Raw genomic sequence first — 13,943 nt, 5'->3', positions numbered from 1 at the left:
CAATTACGCTTATGCCATTGTCACCTTTTACTTTATATCAAAAGATAGTTTGTGTACTACCGATTACTAACTGTTAATAGGAGTTGTCATGATAGAGATGACAGAACGCGCTGCCAAACATGTTCGGGATTTTTTGGATAATCGCGGCAAGGGTGAAGGCATTCGAGTCGGTATTCGTACGGCGGGCTGCTCAGGCTTGGCCTACGTTTTGGAATTTGTCGATACTCCAGATGAGAACGACACGCGTTATGAAAGCCTTGGCGTGAGTATTTTTATTGATCCAAAAAGTCTCGTTTATTTAGATGGCTTACTTATGGACTACGAAAAAGAAGGCCTAAATGAGGGTTTTAAATTTAGTAATCCCAACCAAAAAGGCGAATGCGGCTGCGGTGAGTCCTTTACGGTTTAAAATGGCTTAATATTAATATAACTGTGACTGCATTTTTTTTGTAGCCGTATACATGTTGGACCTTTATATAATAAAACTTACTATTAAAAAATAGAAATCAAAAACTAGAAATTAGGCATCCTGTATGACAGATAGCACTAAAGAGACCAGTATAAAAATTAGTGAAGAAGTAAGGTTTGATACCTTTTTTGCTTTATTTGAGCAGCCAGTTACCTTTAACATTGCACAAGAGGACTTAGATCAGCGTTTGCGAGTGCTGCAAAAACGTTATCATCCTGATAATGCAGATAAAGATAATGCTAGCGACGCCAAGCGACATTCAGAGCGTACTTCAGCGCTTATCAATCAAGCCTACCAAACTTTGAGTATGGCAGATAGCCGCGCAAGCTACTTACTTGATATACAAGGTCAAGCGATTACCCTTGAGCAATCTATTGCAGATTTGGACTTTTTAGATGATGCTATGGATTTGCGCATTAATCTGGACGACGCTATAGAATCTAATAATCAAGCGGCGTTACAACAGATGCATCCACAAATCACTCAACGCATAGCGGTGCAGTCTGAGAGGTTCAGTGGTGCTTATGAGCAGCAAAACTGGGAACAGGCAATTGATGCCACACAAAAACTTAAGTTTTTGGTGAAACTAGAAGCAGACGTCAAATCTGGCCTGGATGCTGTCGCTAGCAGTGCTCAATCTGACGATGATGATCTATACGTATAGTACGTTTTGGTTTGATATCATTATTTAAATACTATTATTCCTATTAAGTTAGCAGTCATAATCCCGTATAATCTAGCGCACCTATTCGCCTTTCATTTATTCATTTTATATTAGATCTGAGTTGTCCTATGTCTTTAATGCAAATCGCCGAACCCAATCAAAGCGCTCAACCACACCAGCATCGTTTCGGTATTGGTATAGATTTGGGGACGACGCGATCTTTAGTCGCTGTTGTACGCTCAGGTAAGGCGCAAGTATTGGAGGCAAGCGATAGCGTGGATAATTTACTGCCTTCTGTTGTCTATTATCCCGCTGATGGCGCGCCGCAAGTTGGCACGCAAGCACTAGCACATCTAGCAGATGATCCTCAAAATACGATAATCTCCGCCAAACGCTTTATGGGTCGTAGTCAAGCCGACATCAAATTCTCACATCCTTATAAACTAACAGGTCAAGCGGATGCGATGCCAGCTTTTGTTACTGCTCAAGGCGAGGTGTCCCCTGTTGAGGTCTCAGCGCGTATTTTGATGGCGCTTGAGAAGCGTGCTAACAGCGCACTGCCTATCGATAGTATTGAAGGCGCAGTCATCACTGTACCCGCCTACTTTGATGAAGCGCAGCGTCAAGCAACTAAGGATGCTGCGCAGGCTGCTGGTATTAATGTGCTTAGACTACTTAATGAACCAACAGCTGCTGCAGTTGCTTACGGCTTAGATGAGCCCACCCAAGACAATACAGCGCGCTATTATCTTATCTATGATTTAGGCGGCGGCACCTTTGATGTTTCTATCTTAAAGCTCACTGATGGTGTGTTTGAAGTACTGGCGACTGGTGGTAATAGTGCCCTTGGTGGCGACGATATTGATCGTCTATTGACCAATTGGCTTATCAAACAGATGAATATTCTGCCCGCTGATGTTAGCTTGCATGATAAATCTATACTCGCGCAAGAGGCCAAAGCGTACAAACAGCTACTGAGCGCACAAGAGCAAGTTGATATCTCACTTTCTATTAATGGTCAGTCCTTTGATGGCGTATTGACACGCGGCGATCTATTAGCTATCGCTGATCCAGTTAACCGCCGTACGCTCAGCGTTTGCGAGCAGGTATTACGTGATGCCAAATTGACCATTCAAGACCTTGATGAGGTAATATTGGTCGGTGGCTCTACTCGCATGCCAGCGGTACAGCAAGTCGTTGCTAAGTTTTTTGATACAGAGCCTCTATCTAGTCTCAATCCTGATGAGGTCGTCGCGTTGGGCGCGGCGCAAACCGCGCATCAACTGGTCAATGGTAATAGCGATAACAATCTACTATTGCTCGATGTCACGCCGCTCTCATTAGGCCTTGAAACCATGGGCGGCTTGGTTGAAGTATTGATACCACGCAATACCCCTATTCCTGTCAAAAAACGTCAAGTATTTACCACTTATCAAGATGGTCAAAACGGCATGGTGATCCATGTGGTCCAAGGTGAGCGTGAAACGGTTGACAACTGCCGCTCGCTGGGTCGTTTTGAGCTGTATGGTATCCCGCCTATGAAAGCAGGTTTTGCACGTATTGAGGTGACCTTTAATATCGATGCTAATGGTCAGCTTACGGTAAGTGCACAAGAGACTACGACCAAGACTGAGAGTCAGATTGAGATCAAACCGACTTATGGGCTCTCAGATGAGCAAAAAGAGCAGCTATTGACCGCAGGCTTCAAGCATGCTGAAGAAGACAAACAAGCGCGCTCAATGATAGAGACTAAAGTTGAAGCTGAGCGTGAACTGTTAGCACTGCAATCAGCGCTCAATGAGTTCGCAGCCTTGTTGACAGCTGAGTCCCAAGAGCAACTTGCAACTCATATGCAAGCTTTGCAAACAGCGCTTACGAGCACTGATTTGAAAGATATAGAAGCCAAGCAGGCAGCTCTTAAGCCGCATAGTGATGCTTTTGCCGCTCTTATCATGAACCAGAGTGTCAAAACCAGTATGGCAGGAACCAGCGCGCAGGACTGGTAATAGCTGTACACGTAAAACTTTTAGTAGTATTAATGCAAATTAATCCTTTGAATACCAATCCTTTGAACACCTTAGTAGCGGATATCCATTTTATGCCAAAAATTACAGTACTTCCCCATTTTGAAACTTGCCCAGAAGGCGCTGAAGTTGAGCTCAAAACTGGCGACAACTTATGTAAAGCGCTTTTAGAAAAAGGCATCAAAATTGAGCATGCTTGCGAGATGTCAAAAGCCTGTACAACCTGTCATGTGGTAGTACGTAAAGGTTTTGATAGTTTGGATGAGATGGATGATATCGAGGCGGACTTATTAGATCGCGCTTGGGGACTTGAGCCTGACTCACGCCTATCTTGTCAGGTAATGCTAGAGGATGAAGATCTAACGATTGAGATTCCCAAATACACGCTCAACCATGCCAAAGAAAATCACTGATGTGTATAAGCATCCTGTCGAACAACAAAGCCAGTTATAACTTCTAACTGGCTTTTTTTGGTTTAAGATTTAGGGTTTTTTTCCTCTTCTTGAATACGCTCAAGCGCTAGTCTTAAACGGCGTCTAATATCCTTGTAATCATCGTCTTTAATATCTTTAAAGTTTAAATGCAGATTAAATCCTGGCAACGTATGATCGACCCATTTGGACAAACGACCATTATTAACATCAGGGTCTAGTACTTGCCATGCACTCACCTTGTCATCAAAACCTTTTAAATCATAGTCACCTGCAAACTGGCACTCATAGTCATGACAGATATAGTCATAAGTGTTTTGACTGATTAAAATCTCGCCTTTATTCGCGCTAAGCTCGAGCCTTGAGGCTAAGTTGGCCTCTTTGCCTATTAAAGTGTAACTCAAGCGGCTACTACTGCCAAAGTTACCCACATGACAGTAGCCTGTTGTGATACCAATACGTATATCAAGGCCATCAAACCCCATCAAGCGCCACCTTTGCCGCAGCGAGCGCATCTCGCGGCGCATATCTACTGCCATCGCTACGCAGTCCAAAGCATCTTGGCGCGTGCCGCGGCTATCAGGCTCACCAAAGAAGCACACCATACCATCGCCGATAAACTTATCAAGTACCGCGCCATGTTTGCTTGCAATGAGCGTCATGCAATGCATATAGGTATTTAAGATATCTGCTAGATTGTCAGCGCTTAGACTGTCTGACAATTCAGTGAATCCTGCAATGTCAGAGAACATGATAGATAGCTTGACGCGCTTGTTTGAAACGCTAACGGGACTATCTGTTTTTACAATAGGTTGCCAGATTTGCGGCGGTACAAAACGGGTGAGTTTATTAATCACTGAGACCATAGTGGTCAGTCGTTTGCTAGACTGATTGACATCGGTTTCAAACTTTACATACTGCTGATAAATGTGTCGAAACTGAAAAAGTATGGTTATGATGCTCACCAATAGTATCACAGGAGGCAACCAGCTTCTGGCACAATCCATACCAGCGCCATTCAATATCACGCTGACATAATAAAAAATGACAATGGTGACAATAGATACCATAGCAAGCTTAAGCTGATTGTCAGCTTGACTCACTATAATACGTGCACCAATGAGTAAGGCTAAACTTAACGAGATGATAGTACAGAGCTGAACAGAACCTATGACCACTGAGAGTAAAATGACCGTAAGATTAGAGGTCCAAAAACTAGTTTGGCGTCGATAGTTATAGATAACAATCAATAAAGTGGGCAGGCTGACCACTACGAGTAATGCCATAGAGGTCGGACTAAATTCAAAGTACAAAGCAATGAGCGCGACACTAAGTAATAGGACAAACAATTCTGGATAATCAAACTGATAGATACCGTCATCTTTTGCTAAAGTTGGCGGTCTTAACACATCCAAGATTGCCATAATCATCGCCTATTTTAAACTCATCAAGAATAGATTCAGCACTTTGCTTAGTTCTTAACAATAATCAGAACGCTTTTTGTAAAAAACTAAGCAAAGCCCTTCATTATAAGAGAATAGTTATGCAAAAGGTATACCATTAATCATCAAAAAACCTCCAATCATTACCTGATACAGAGATTATCTGTATAAATAACAAAAGGAGGCTGCTTAATTCTTTCAAACTATCAAATACTTAATGCTTAATGCTTGGTACTTGGTGTTTGATACTTAATGTTTAGTACTTAGTGTTTAATACTGAGTCGTCAAAGCTAAAATCTACATTTGCCAATCAAAAGGCATCTGATGATGACCACGTAGCGCCATCATCAAAGTCTGCTGCATCTGCGACATAACCTCGTTAGTATAAGGAACCGCAGGTACACCCCACACAGGATTTGGCCACTGCATATCGTTTTGATAGCGCACAATATGATGAAAATGTAGCTGCGGAACTTGATTGCCAAGTGCCGCTACATTCATTTTGTCCGCCTGAAAGGTCTTTGCCAGCTGACTAGATAACCAACTGGACTCACGCAAAAACTGCGCTTGGTCAGCATCAGATAGCTCATACAATTCTTTGATACCCGTCACTCGCGGCACCAAAATGAGCCAAGGAAATTGGCAGTCGTTGATTAGACGGCATGTTGACAATGGAAAATCGCCTACCAAAAAACTATCAGCAGCAAGCTTAGGATGCAGTTGGAACATAAGGACGGTTTCTCTCAATTAAAAAGCAAAATACAATCTAGCTATTTTATCAGGTATCCTGTCGATAAAATAGCCGTACGGGCGAGCAATTTGACTAGGCCTTATTTGCTCAGTCATTATGCAGCGTCAGCGACTAGATGCTCGCTGAAGTACTGAAGCAGCTCTTGTACCGCTGTTACGCGCTGCTGCGGCGTTTCAAGCTTATCGGCATTTTGATAGCGAATGCCAGAGGCACCATTCATACGGTAGTGCTTGTTATTGGACTGGATCAGTTTGATAATCGCCAGCGCATCGACTGGCGTATCTGGCGCAAAATCCAATGTCATACTGCTAGTGCTCGCATCGATTTTATTGATCATCAGCGGCTCAGCTTGTATGCGTAGTCTATGAACCGCAAACAGCTGCTTGGTTTGATCTGGCAAAACACCAAAACGATCTATCATCTCGGTACGGATATCAGTCAAGGCATCCTTGTCATCGGCGTTGCTAATACGCTTATAAAACAACAAGCGCTGATGCACATCATGTAAGTATTCTTCTGGTATCAGCGCTGAGGCGTGCAGATTAATCTCACTGGTCAAGGACAGCGGCGTGCTCAAATCGGGCTCTTTGCCCGCTTTAATGGCTTTGGTCGCGCGCTCTAGCATATCCATGTAGAGGCTAAATCCTATGGCTTGCATATTACCGCTTTGCTGCTTGCCAAGTATCTCGCCTGCTCCTCGAATCTCCAAATCTTCGCTGGCAAGCATAAAGCCTGCCCCCAAAGTATTAGCGCGCTCAATAGCATGTAGGCGGCGTTTAGCATCGCCTTTAAGACCCTTTATAGAAGGGACTAGCAAATAACAGTAAGCTTGATGATGGCTACGACCGACGCGGCCACGCAATTGGTGCAGCTGCGCTAAACCAAACTTATCCGCGCGCTCAATGATAATAGTGTTGGCATTAGGCACATCAATGCCAGTTTCGATAATAGTTGAGCAGATTAATACGTTAAACTTTTTGTGATAAAACTGCTGCATGACCTGCTCAAGTTGACGCTCTTGCATCTGACCATGGGCGACGCCCACGCGTGCCTCTGGCACCAGCTCACGTACGGTCTCAGCCATACGCTCGATACTTGCCACGTCATTATGCAGCAGATATACTTGCCCGCCGCGCAGTAGTTCACGCAAAATGGCCTCTTTCATTAGCGAGTCAGTCTTTTGCATGACAAAGGTTTTAATCGCTAGCCTTCGTGCAGGCGGCGTGGCGATAATTGACATATCGCGCATACCTGAGAGCGCCATATTAAGCGTACGAGGAATAGGCGTGGCGGTCATCGACATACTATCGACATCAGTCTGAATGGCTTTGATACGCTCCTTATGGCGCACGCCAAAGCGGTGCTCTTCATCGACGATCATTAGACCTAAATTTGAGAACTTAACATCAGGTTGCAACAATTTGTGCGTACCGATGACAATATCAACTTTGCCCGCGGCCAGATCAGCGAGTACCGTGTCTTGATGTTTTTTGCCGCCAAAACGTGAGAGCGTCTCTATGCGCACCGGCCAATCAGCGAAGCGATCACGGAAATTATCCTCATGCTGACCTGCCAGCAGTGTCGTTGGTACTAAAACAGCCACCTGATAGCCTGCACTAACCGCAATGAAGGCTGCGCGCATAGCGACTTCAGTCTTACCAAAACCAACGTCGCCGCAGATGAGACGATCCATAGGCTGATTTTGTCTCATATCTTCCATAACGGCGTGAATAGCATTGGCCTGATCAGGCGTCTCCTCAAAAGCGAACTGACTGGCAAACAGCTCATACTGTGAGGGATCTATCTTGAAGTGAATTCCAACTTTGGCCTCGCGGCGAGCTTGCATATTAAGTAGCTCAGCTGCCACGTCATGAATCTGCTCAAGCGCTTTTTGTTTGGCACGATCCCATTTGCCACTGCCGATCTTGTGCAAAGGCGCAAGCGCAGGATCGCCACCACTATAGCGGTTGATCATTTGTAAGTTAGCTACAGGCACATAGATACTGGCATCATCAGCATATTTTAGATGAATAAACTCTTGCTCGCCGTCACCAACGTCCAGTGTAATTAAGCCGTTGTAGCGACCAATACCATGCTCGATATGGACAACCGGGCTACCTTCGGTGATTTCAGTGACGCTTTTGACCAAAAACTCTTCTGATACGCCGCTTTGTCTGCGGCGACGCGTTTGTAGTACTTGCCTACCAAACAGCTGCGTCTCACTGATCAGTACCAATCGCTCAGGCACATAAACGCCGCGCTCAATAGGCGCAACCGTCAGCCCAACTTGCGGGCGTACGCCCTTGTTTGAGGTATCGCTTAGCGTATCTGCTGCCAAAAAATCTGCAAAGCTGTCATAGGCTTTGATATCGATCTTGCCTTTGAACAGCTCAATTAAAATTTCACGACGACCTGCGGTCTCAGCGACAATAAGCACTGGCGTATTGGTTTGTATTTGCAAGTCTAAGAACGCTAATAGCTCCGCTAAAGGCTCAGCCTTTTGATGATTAACAGGTAATTGCGGCGGTACTTGGGCGCTCAAGGTAGTAACGCCTTTTTGTTTGCTAGGTAATTGATCTGATCGAGTATCGCTACCATTAGTATTATTTATCGCGCTATTACTCGATGTTGCCAGTTCATCCCGAGCGCTCATAATCACTCTAGGGTAGTGATTGAGATGCTCGTTTAATGCATTAGATAACAAATATAGCAGCTCAGGCGCTACGATTGGCTTGTCGATATCATGACGACGCTCCTCATAACGACGCTGAATCTGTGACCAGTAATCTGCTTGCTTCTCGTTAATGAACTCATCGGTAATAAACAGAGCGTCTTTTGGAAAGTAAGAAAATAAACTACTTTGCTCTTGCCAGTCTTTTATATCAAAAAATAGCGGCTGATAATACTCTAGTCCACTACTAGCAATACCTGCCATTACATCTTTATGTAGCTCAAACTTACGGCTGCTAGTGTTTGGGAACATTTCGGCAAAATTAGTACGAAAAGTCTCGCGACCTTCATCGAGCGGAAACTCTTTTGCAGGGAGTATCTGAAACTGGGTAATAGGTTTTGAGATATCTGGCAACTTGTGCAGCAGCGATAACGACTCTTGAGCCATACTAGTATCGTTGCCACTAATCATAGCTTTGAGATCATCAGGCGTCAGCGTACGCTGGGTTTGCGGATGGAAAAAGCGAATGGTCTCAATCTCATCATCGAACAGATCAAGGCGTAGTGGGAATGGCTGCCCCATAGCAAAGATATCTATGATGCTGCCGCGTACCGCAAACTCACCTGGCTCAAAGACATTATCGACCGCGCGGTAGCCGGCCTTAGCTAATAGTTCACGCTGAGTGTTGATATCGAATTGATCGCCAACGCTAAGATCAAAATGCTGACCGATAAGCCAGCTTGGCGGCGCTACTCGGTGCATCAACGCCTGTACGGATATTAGCAGCACCCCTGATGTCGGCATATCTGTTAATAAATTGATGCGCTCACTGACGATATCTTGATGCGGCGATAGCTCATCATAGGTTAGCGTCTCCCAGTCAGGAAATACGTAAGCATCAACGCCGCAAAATGCCAGCTCAGTTTCTATCTGATTGAGCTGGTTTTGGTCGCGCGTCACCACGACCTTTAATCGATCTGTCAGTTCCCATAGCTCTGATGTTACAAGACTTGCCAGCCACAAGCTACCGACAGCACCATAAGTTGGCGCAAGCCAGCGCTTTTGAGCATTATCGATAGGAAATAGGTGTTGATTAATAGGAGCAAACGCGTCAGTCAAAGCAGTGATAGGCATAGCAGATGAGATCAAGGTTAGGAGTCAGAAGACCATTATACGAATATTTTGCTCATTGACCAAAATGTATGCCGTAACGGTTTGTCACTAAGTTTATCACTCAGACAGTTAGTCAGTGCTCGTTACGCATTAGATCTTATAATACGACTCTAAATGCTGTCTTAGTACAAGCAAAAACCCCAGCGAATAAGCTGGGGCTAAAAACAGAGACTGACAAAATGTAAAAACTAGTATTTTATACGTATCAAATGAGCGGTTTGTCACTAGCGATAATGCCATTGTTGTCAGCGTAGACATACATACCAGAGTTAAGGGTCAAATCACCAAAGCGAATCTCTATATCGGTTTGACCTTCATCACGGCGTGTGGATTTGCGTGGTATGCAGCCGAGCGCCATCACCCCTATCTCCATCTGCGCCATATCATCGACATCACGGACGCAGCCGTAGACCACAACCCCAGCCCAGCCATTATCAATAGCAGATTGTGCAATCATGTCTCCTAGCAGAGCGCAGCGCATAGACCCGCCACCATCAACGACAAGTACTTTACCTTCGCCGTTTTTATCCTTGCCATCACTATTAAGGAGCGCCTTAACGCGGCTATTATCCTCAAAGCACTTAACGGTCACTATTTCACCGCAAAACTTGTCTTTGCCGCCAAAACTATAAAAAGATTTGCCTTCGATATTAGGCAGACAAACTTGCGACTCAGGATTGGCATCTAATAGATCACAGGTGACAAAATCCTCTTTGGTCATAGCTTGAGACTCTGACATGATAAAACTCCTTTTATGTTAATTTAATTATAGTGCTTAGGCTATTTATTGATACTCATTTAAGATTTAACTCGTGTCATTGAGAGCATGGCTTTGTTTTCAATAATCGTCGTCTTAGGAGCGTCTTTAGTATGATAATCGCTAAATTTGCGCCGCTCATATATCTCTTGCGCGCTCATCGTCATCGCGTTGGCCACCCGCTTGGCTGATATAGGATGCAGAGGCAGAGACTCAGATACCAAAGGCGATATCAGACCAAATACTGTTTGGCTAATACTTTCTAAAGGACGACCTTTGTGCTTGCCAAGCAGCAATGAGGGGCGAAAAATAACCAGCTCTGTAAAGCCAAGAGCACTGATGGAATGCTCAGTCTCACCCTTGACTCGATTATATAAAAATCGGCTGTCGACATCAGCATTCATTGATGATAGTAAAAAGAAGTTCTCAACGCCTTTATCTAAGCAAAGCTGCGCAAAACAGACGTTGTAATCATGATCGACCTTATGAAAAGCTTCATCACTGCCCGCCTGTTTTTTGGTAGAGCCAAGGCAGCTAAAAGCATCCGTCGTTTTGTCAACGCCAACACTGGCAAAAACCTCACTTAAATTATCAAAATCATTGACCTGATAAAAATGCATACTGGCATTGATGTAACGCGGCGGACGCCGTGCAATGACGATGAGCTTGTCGTACAACTCACTAAGCTGCTTAACTAGATGCTGTCCAACCAGCCCAGTTGCCCCTATTATAATGGCTTTTCGCTGCATACTTTATCCAACTTTATTGTATTTGTATGATTAAAACTTAATTCTTACTAAAGTAGCCGCTACTACTAAATCGATCTCATATAAAAAACCAAACTTTGTATGTTCTACAAATTAAAACTAGGTTCTTTGACCTGCAGTAAATACAAAATAGCTTCTAATGTAACAATACCTACTAAGGCAATAATACCTAATAAAGTAATAATACCTAAGTTAGCGGATAACTGATGCCGTTATATTCATTATATTGTAAGAGATTTTGTCTATAACGCCCTAATACTTGCTGAATGATTGCTGCAAATGTATGTAAGGTACTACTCGCAAGTCATCTTTACCCAATAGCGTGCAAATATATTGTTCTAAGCGCAATAATTTGTTAAGATAACCGGCTTTACACGTCAAGGCTGTCTAATTATTCCAGATGTCTTTGACGTTTTAGATGACCTATTTATTTGGCATCGACATCATGTTTGATGAGACGGCTGCTCGTCAATGATGACAACCAAATCCATAATCGCAATCGACATTCATTTTTTATCTGTCTTTTACCAAGGAGATACGCGTGGCTAATACTGCACAAGCTCGTAAACGCGCTCGTCAAAACACCAAACGTCGCCAACATTCAGCATCACAGCGCTCAATGGTTCGTACTTATCTAAAACGCATTGATGCTGCTATCGAAGCTAAAGATTATGATGCTGCTACCGAAGCTTACAAGCAAGCGGTACCTGTTCTTGATCGTATGGCTGACAAAGGTATCATTCATAAGAACAAAGCGGCTCGTCGTAAGAGTCGTTTGAACAAGACTATCAAAGGCCTGCAAGCTTAAGAATAGCTCTGTTTAGAGCATTTTATTACGACTCATGTAAAATAAAATGCTCAATAAAAAACCTTGTCTTTGCGACAAGGTTTTTTTGTGGCTCTTAGTTGATCGTTTATGGTCAGTAGCGGCTTTCTTTAGCGCCAGGTGACATCTGGCGGTAGCAGTAGCTTATCTTGAGAGAATCCTGAGGTTGAATAACTCTCCAGTAAACTAATAATAGAGCGACTATAAATCTCCCCGCGCCAAACAAAATGCGCATGAGCCTTGTCAAAGGGCGCATCATCGAACCACAAAAACACCCCTTCCATCATCTTAGGCCAATCATTCCAGTCAATCTCATTCATATCTAGCATGACTGCTAAAAATGCTGATAGTAGTGTGTCATGACTCACAGCTAGCATCAGATGACCTTCTTTCGGCTGATGCTGATAAAACAGCGACAAGATATCCAGCCCGCCTTGATAAGCGTTTTTGGTGCCTTGTAGACTGCCTTGCAAAAATCGATTGATAAAGTTTAAAACGCCCACTTCTTTGAACACTTTACTTGCGATCTCAGGCTGGGTCACTAGGCTGCCTGGCTCAACGAGCAAGGATTGATGGATAATACTACGCTGCAGCCCTGCACCCTCTTGCATTAACTGCGCGGTATCAATGCAGCGCCCGATAGGACTTGAGATACTATCAACATCAAGTGAGTAAGGGAGATGACTATCAAGCCAGCGACCCCATGACTTTGCAAGCACGCGGCCTTTGGGCGTCAAGGGCAACTGATCACTAGCAAATCCATTACCATCAGAGCGCGCACGCAATGAGTGACGAGTAAACAGTATCAAACGCTTATCTTTGGGTAATAGGCTGACCGAGGACATCATACTATCAGGCAGATGTGAAGGCGCAGGCGTGCTTGGCTTATAAACCTCCCTATCGGCAGCTGTAAGATCGGACTTAATATTATCGTAACTTTTATTCATGGTTATAAGCCTAGCAAATTTGCGCGCTAATGTGGAAATTTAGATTTTAAGTGAATAGATAAATACTTACCATTAAGCTAACTCACCTATAATCAGCCATTTCAGTTATAGCACCTTTATCAGGAGCCTATGTCGATAACCCTATCCCAAGCAAAAGCTATCGCGGTACTGCTCACCTCATTAGGATAAGCGCGGGGATTGACGATAACTCGAGTATTATTGATACGATAATCAAACGCTTCATGCGTGTGCCCATGTACCCAAAGTACAGGTGCCCATGGCTCATACATCCAAGCCGACAGGTCACTGACAAATGCAGCATTACTCGGCAGGGTTGCATATTTTTCAGACACGGATAAGGGACTAATACTATGATGGCTCATCACTACAGCCTTCTTGCCCAAATCTTTGGCGTCTATCAACGCCTGACGTAACCATGCGCGATGCTCGCCATGTATCTGAATAGACAGCTCTGGCGAGAACATTTCATTACCTGCATAAATCTGCTTATAGTCACGCATAAAGCGCTTCGCCACTTCCATAGTATCGCCATTGGCTTGATACTGATAGTCAGTCCACAGCGTACAGCCAAGCAAACGCACATCGCCAATATCGATATGTTGACACTGCAAAAAACGCACGCCCTGCTGCGTATCTACATCGAAGTTGTCCCAAGTGGCAAGCTTATGGTCAAAATGCAATATGTCCTCACCAAAGTACTCATGATTGCCTGCCACTGTGATCACAGGTACGCCTAGGAGGCGAGCTTGTTCTTGTAGCCACGGCATACCGCTATCACTATTGGCAGTATCCCCTGCCACCAATACAATATCAGCATCCGTTTTTGGAATTTGCCCTAATGGGTGCAACTGACGAGCATAGCTGTCTATATGTAAATCACTTACGATTTGTAGTTTCATGGAATTCATCAGTAGTAGAAGGTACGACAAGCGCAGGGCCTGCTGGTTTTGCGTTGGTTTGGCTAGTTTAGCATCGATTGACTCTGCGACAAAAAATAAAA

12 protein-coding genes are annotated in these 13,943 nt (G+C 44.2%); 5 read left to right on the top strand and 7 right to left on the bottom strand.

The window, feature by feature from the left end; genetic code table 11:
* Positions 1 to 88 precede the first annotated feature (88 nt).
* The 4 genes from iscA (at position 89) to fdx (ending at position 3,570) form a co-directional block, all read left to right on the top strand.
* Complete coding sequence (iscA, locus tag ACR64J_RS04665; protein ID WP_317199740.1) at positions 89 to 409, top strand: iron-sulfur cluster assembly protein IscA; 321 nt, start codon at positions 89 to 91, stop codon at positions 407 to 409.
* Positions 410 to 533: 124 nt separating this feature from the next.
* Positions 534 to 1,133 carry a Fe-S protein assembly co-chaperone HscB gene (hscB, locus tag ACR64J_RS04660; RefSeq protein WP_435950723.1) on the top strand — a complete coding sequence of 200 codons (600 nt, stop codon included), beginning with the start codon at positions 534 to 536 and terminating at the stop codon, positions 1,131 to 1,133.
* Between the two features lie 128 nt (positions 1,134 to 1,261).
* Positions 1,262 to 3,139: a Fe-S protein assembly chaperone HscA gene (gene hscA, locus ACR64J_RS04655; protein WP_435950721.1), complete on the top strand. Its 1,878-nt coding sequence runs from the start codon at positions 1,262 to 1,264 to the stop codon at positions 3,137 to 3,139.
* A gap of 92 nt (positions 3,140 to 3,231) precedes the next feature.
* On the top strand, positions 3,232 to 3,570 hold the full coding sequence (gene fdx, locus ACR64J_RS04650) for an ISC system 2Fe-2S type ferredoxin (RefSeq protein WP_317199853.1): 339 nt from the start codon (positions 3,232 to 3,234) through the stop codon (positions 3,568 to 3,570).
* A gap of 62 nt (positions 3,571 to 3,632) precedes the next feature.
* Here fdx and ACR64J_RS04645 read toward each other — a convergent pair whose 3' ends face one another.
* From ACR64J_RS04645 to ACR64J_RS04625, 5 genes are all read right to left on the bottom strand, one after another.
* Positions 3,633 to 5,012, bottom strand: coding sequence for an adenylate/guanylate cyclase domain-containing protein (locus ACR64J_RS04645; RefSeq protein WP_435950720.1), 1,380 nt, complete (start codon positions 5,010 to 5,012; stop codon positions 3,633 to 3,635).
* Between the two features lie 315 nt (positions 5,013 to 5,327).
* Entirely contained in the window at positions 5,328 to 5,759 is a 432-nt protein-coding gene (locus ACR64J_RS04640; RefSeq protein WP_317199736.1) for an HIT family protein, read from the bottom strand.
* 116 nt (positions 5,760 to 5,875) lie between these two features.
* The gene (mfd, locus tag ACR64J_RS04635) at positions 5,876 to 9,586 is read right to left on the bottom strand and encodes a transcription-repair coupling factor (protein WP_435950717.1); all 3,711 of its coding nucleotides are present in this window, start codon (positions 9,584 to 9,586) and stop codon (positions 5,876 to 5,878) included.
* 244 nt (positions 9,587 to 9,830) lie between these two features.
* Complete coding sequence (rraA, locus tag ACR64J_RS04630; protein WP_435951025.1) at positions 9,831 to 10,346, bottom strand: ribonuclease E activity regulator RraA; 516 nt, start codon at positions 10,344 to 10,346, stop codon at positions 9,831 to 9,833.
* A gap of 77 nt (positions 10,347 to 10,423) precedes the next feature.
* On the bottom strand, positions 10,424 to 11,131 hold the full coding sequence (locus ACR64J_RS04625; RefSeq protein ID WP_435950715.1) for an NAD-dependent epimerase/dehydratase family protein: 708 nt from the start codon (positions 11,129 to 11,131) through the stop codon (positions 10,424 to 10,426).
* Positions 11,132 to 11,690: 559 nt separating this feature from the next.
* Between ACR64J_RS04625 and rpsT the strand changes: the two genes are divergently transcribed.
* Entirely contained in the window at positions 11,691 to 11,957 is a 267-nt protein-coding gene (gene rpsT / locus ACR64J_RS04620; protein ID WP_317199734.1) for a 30S ribosomal protein S20, read from the top strand.
* 128 nt (positions 11,958 to 12,085) lie between these two features.
* On the opposite strand, the gene ACR64J_RS04615 is transcribed toward rpsT, so the two are convergent.
* Both ACR64J_RS04615 and ACR64J_RS04610 read right to left on the bottom strand, forming a co-directional pair.
* The gene (locus ACR64J_RS04615; protein WP_435951024.1) at positions 12,086 to 12,823 is read right to left on the bottom strand and encodes a histidine phosphatase family protein; all 738 of its coding nucleotides are present in this window, start codon (positions 12,821 to 12,823) and stop codon (positions 12,086 to 12,088) included.
* Positions 12,824 to 13,041: 218 nt separating this feature from the next.
* Positions 13,042 to 13,842: a metallophosphoesterase gene (locus ACR64J_RS04610; RefSeq protein WP_435950713.1), complete on the bottom strand. Its 801-nt coding sequence runs from the start codon at positions 13,840 to 13,842 to the stop codon at positions 13,042 to 13,044.
* Between the last annotated feature and the right edge of the window lie 101 nt (positions 13,843 to 13,943).

It is taken from the genome of Psychrobacter sp. DM8 (genome assembly GCF_051307025.1).
Lineage (GTDB): Bacteria > Pseudomonadota > Gammaproteobacteria > Pseudomonadales > Moraxellaceae > Psychrobacter.
Note: the sequence above shows the minus strand (reverse complement) of the source record. Positions and strands in the feature narration are given on the sequence as shown.

Coding starts and splice junctions, on each gene's coding strand:
- ACR64J_RS04645 (WP_435950720.1), bottom strand. CDS start 5,012: ATGGCAATCTTGGATGTGTTAAGACCGCCAACTTTAGCAAAAGATGAC.
- rraA (WP_435951025.1), bottom strand. CDS start 10,346: ATGACCAAAGAGGATTTTGTCACCTGTGATCTATTAGATGCCAATCCT.
- ACR64J_RS04610 (WP_435950713.1), bottom strand. CDS start 13,842: ATGAAACTACAAATCGTAAGTGATTTACATATAGACAGCTATGCTCGT.
- ACR64J_RS04625 (WP_435950715.1), bottom strand. CDS start 11,131: ATGCAGCGAAAAGCCATTATAATAGGGGCAACTGGGCTGGTTGGACAG.
- hscB (WP_435950723.1), top strand. CDS start 534: ATGACAGATAGCACTAAAGAGACCAGTATAAAAATTAGTGAAGAAGTA.
- mfd (WP_435950717.1), bottom strand. CDS start 9,586: ATGCCTATCACTGCTTTGACTGACGCGTTTGCTCCTATTAATCAACAC.
- ACR64J_RS04640 (WP_317199736.1), bottom strand. CDS start 5,759: ATGTTCCAACTGCATCCTAAGCTTGCTGCTGATAGTTTTTTGGTAGGC.
- ACR64J_RS04615 (WP_435951024.1), bottom strand. CDS start 12,823: ATGATGTCCTCGGTCAGCCTATTACCCAAAGATAAGCGTTTGATACTG.
- hscA (WP_435950721.1), top strand. CDS start 1,262: ATGTCTTTAATGCAAATCGCCGAACCCAATCAAAGCGCTCAACCACAC.
- iscA (WP_317199740.1), top strand. CDS start 89: ATGATAGAGATGACAGAACGCGCTGCCAAACATGTTCGGGATTTTTTG.
- fdx (WP_317199853.1), top strand. CDS start 3,232: ATGCCAAAAATTACAGTACTTCCCCATTTTGAAACTTGCCCAGAAGGC.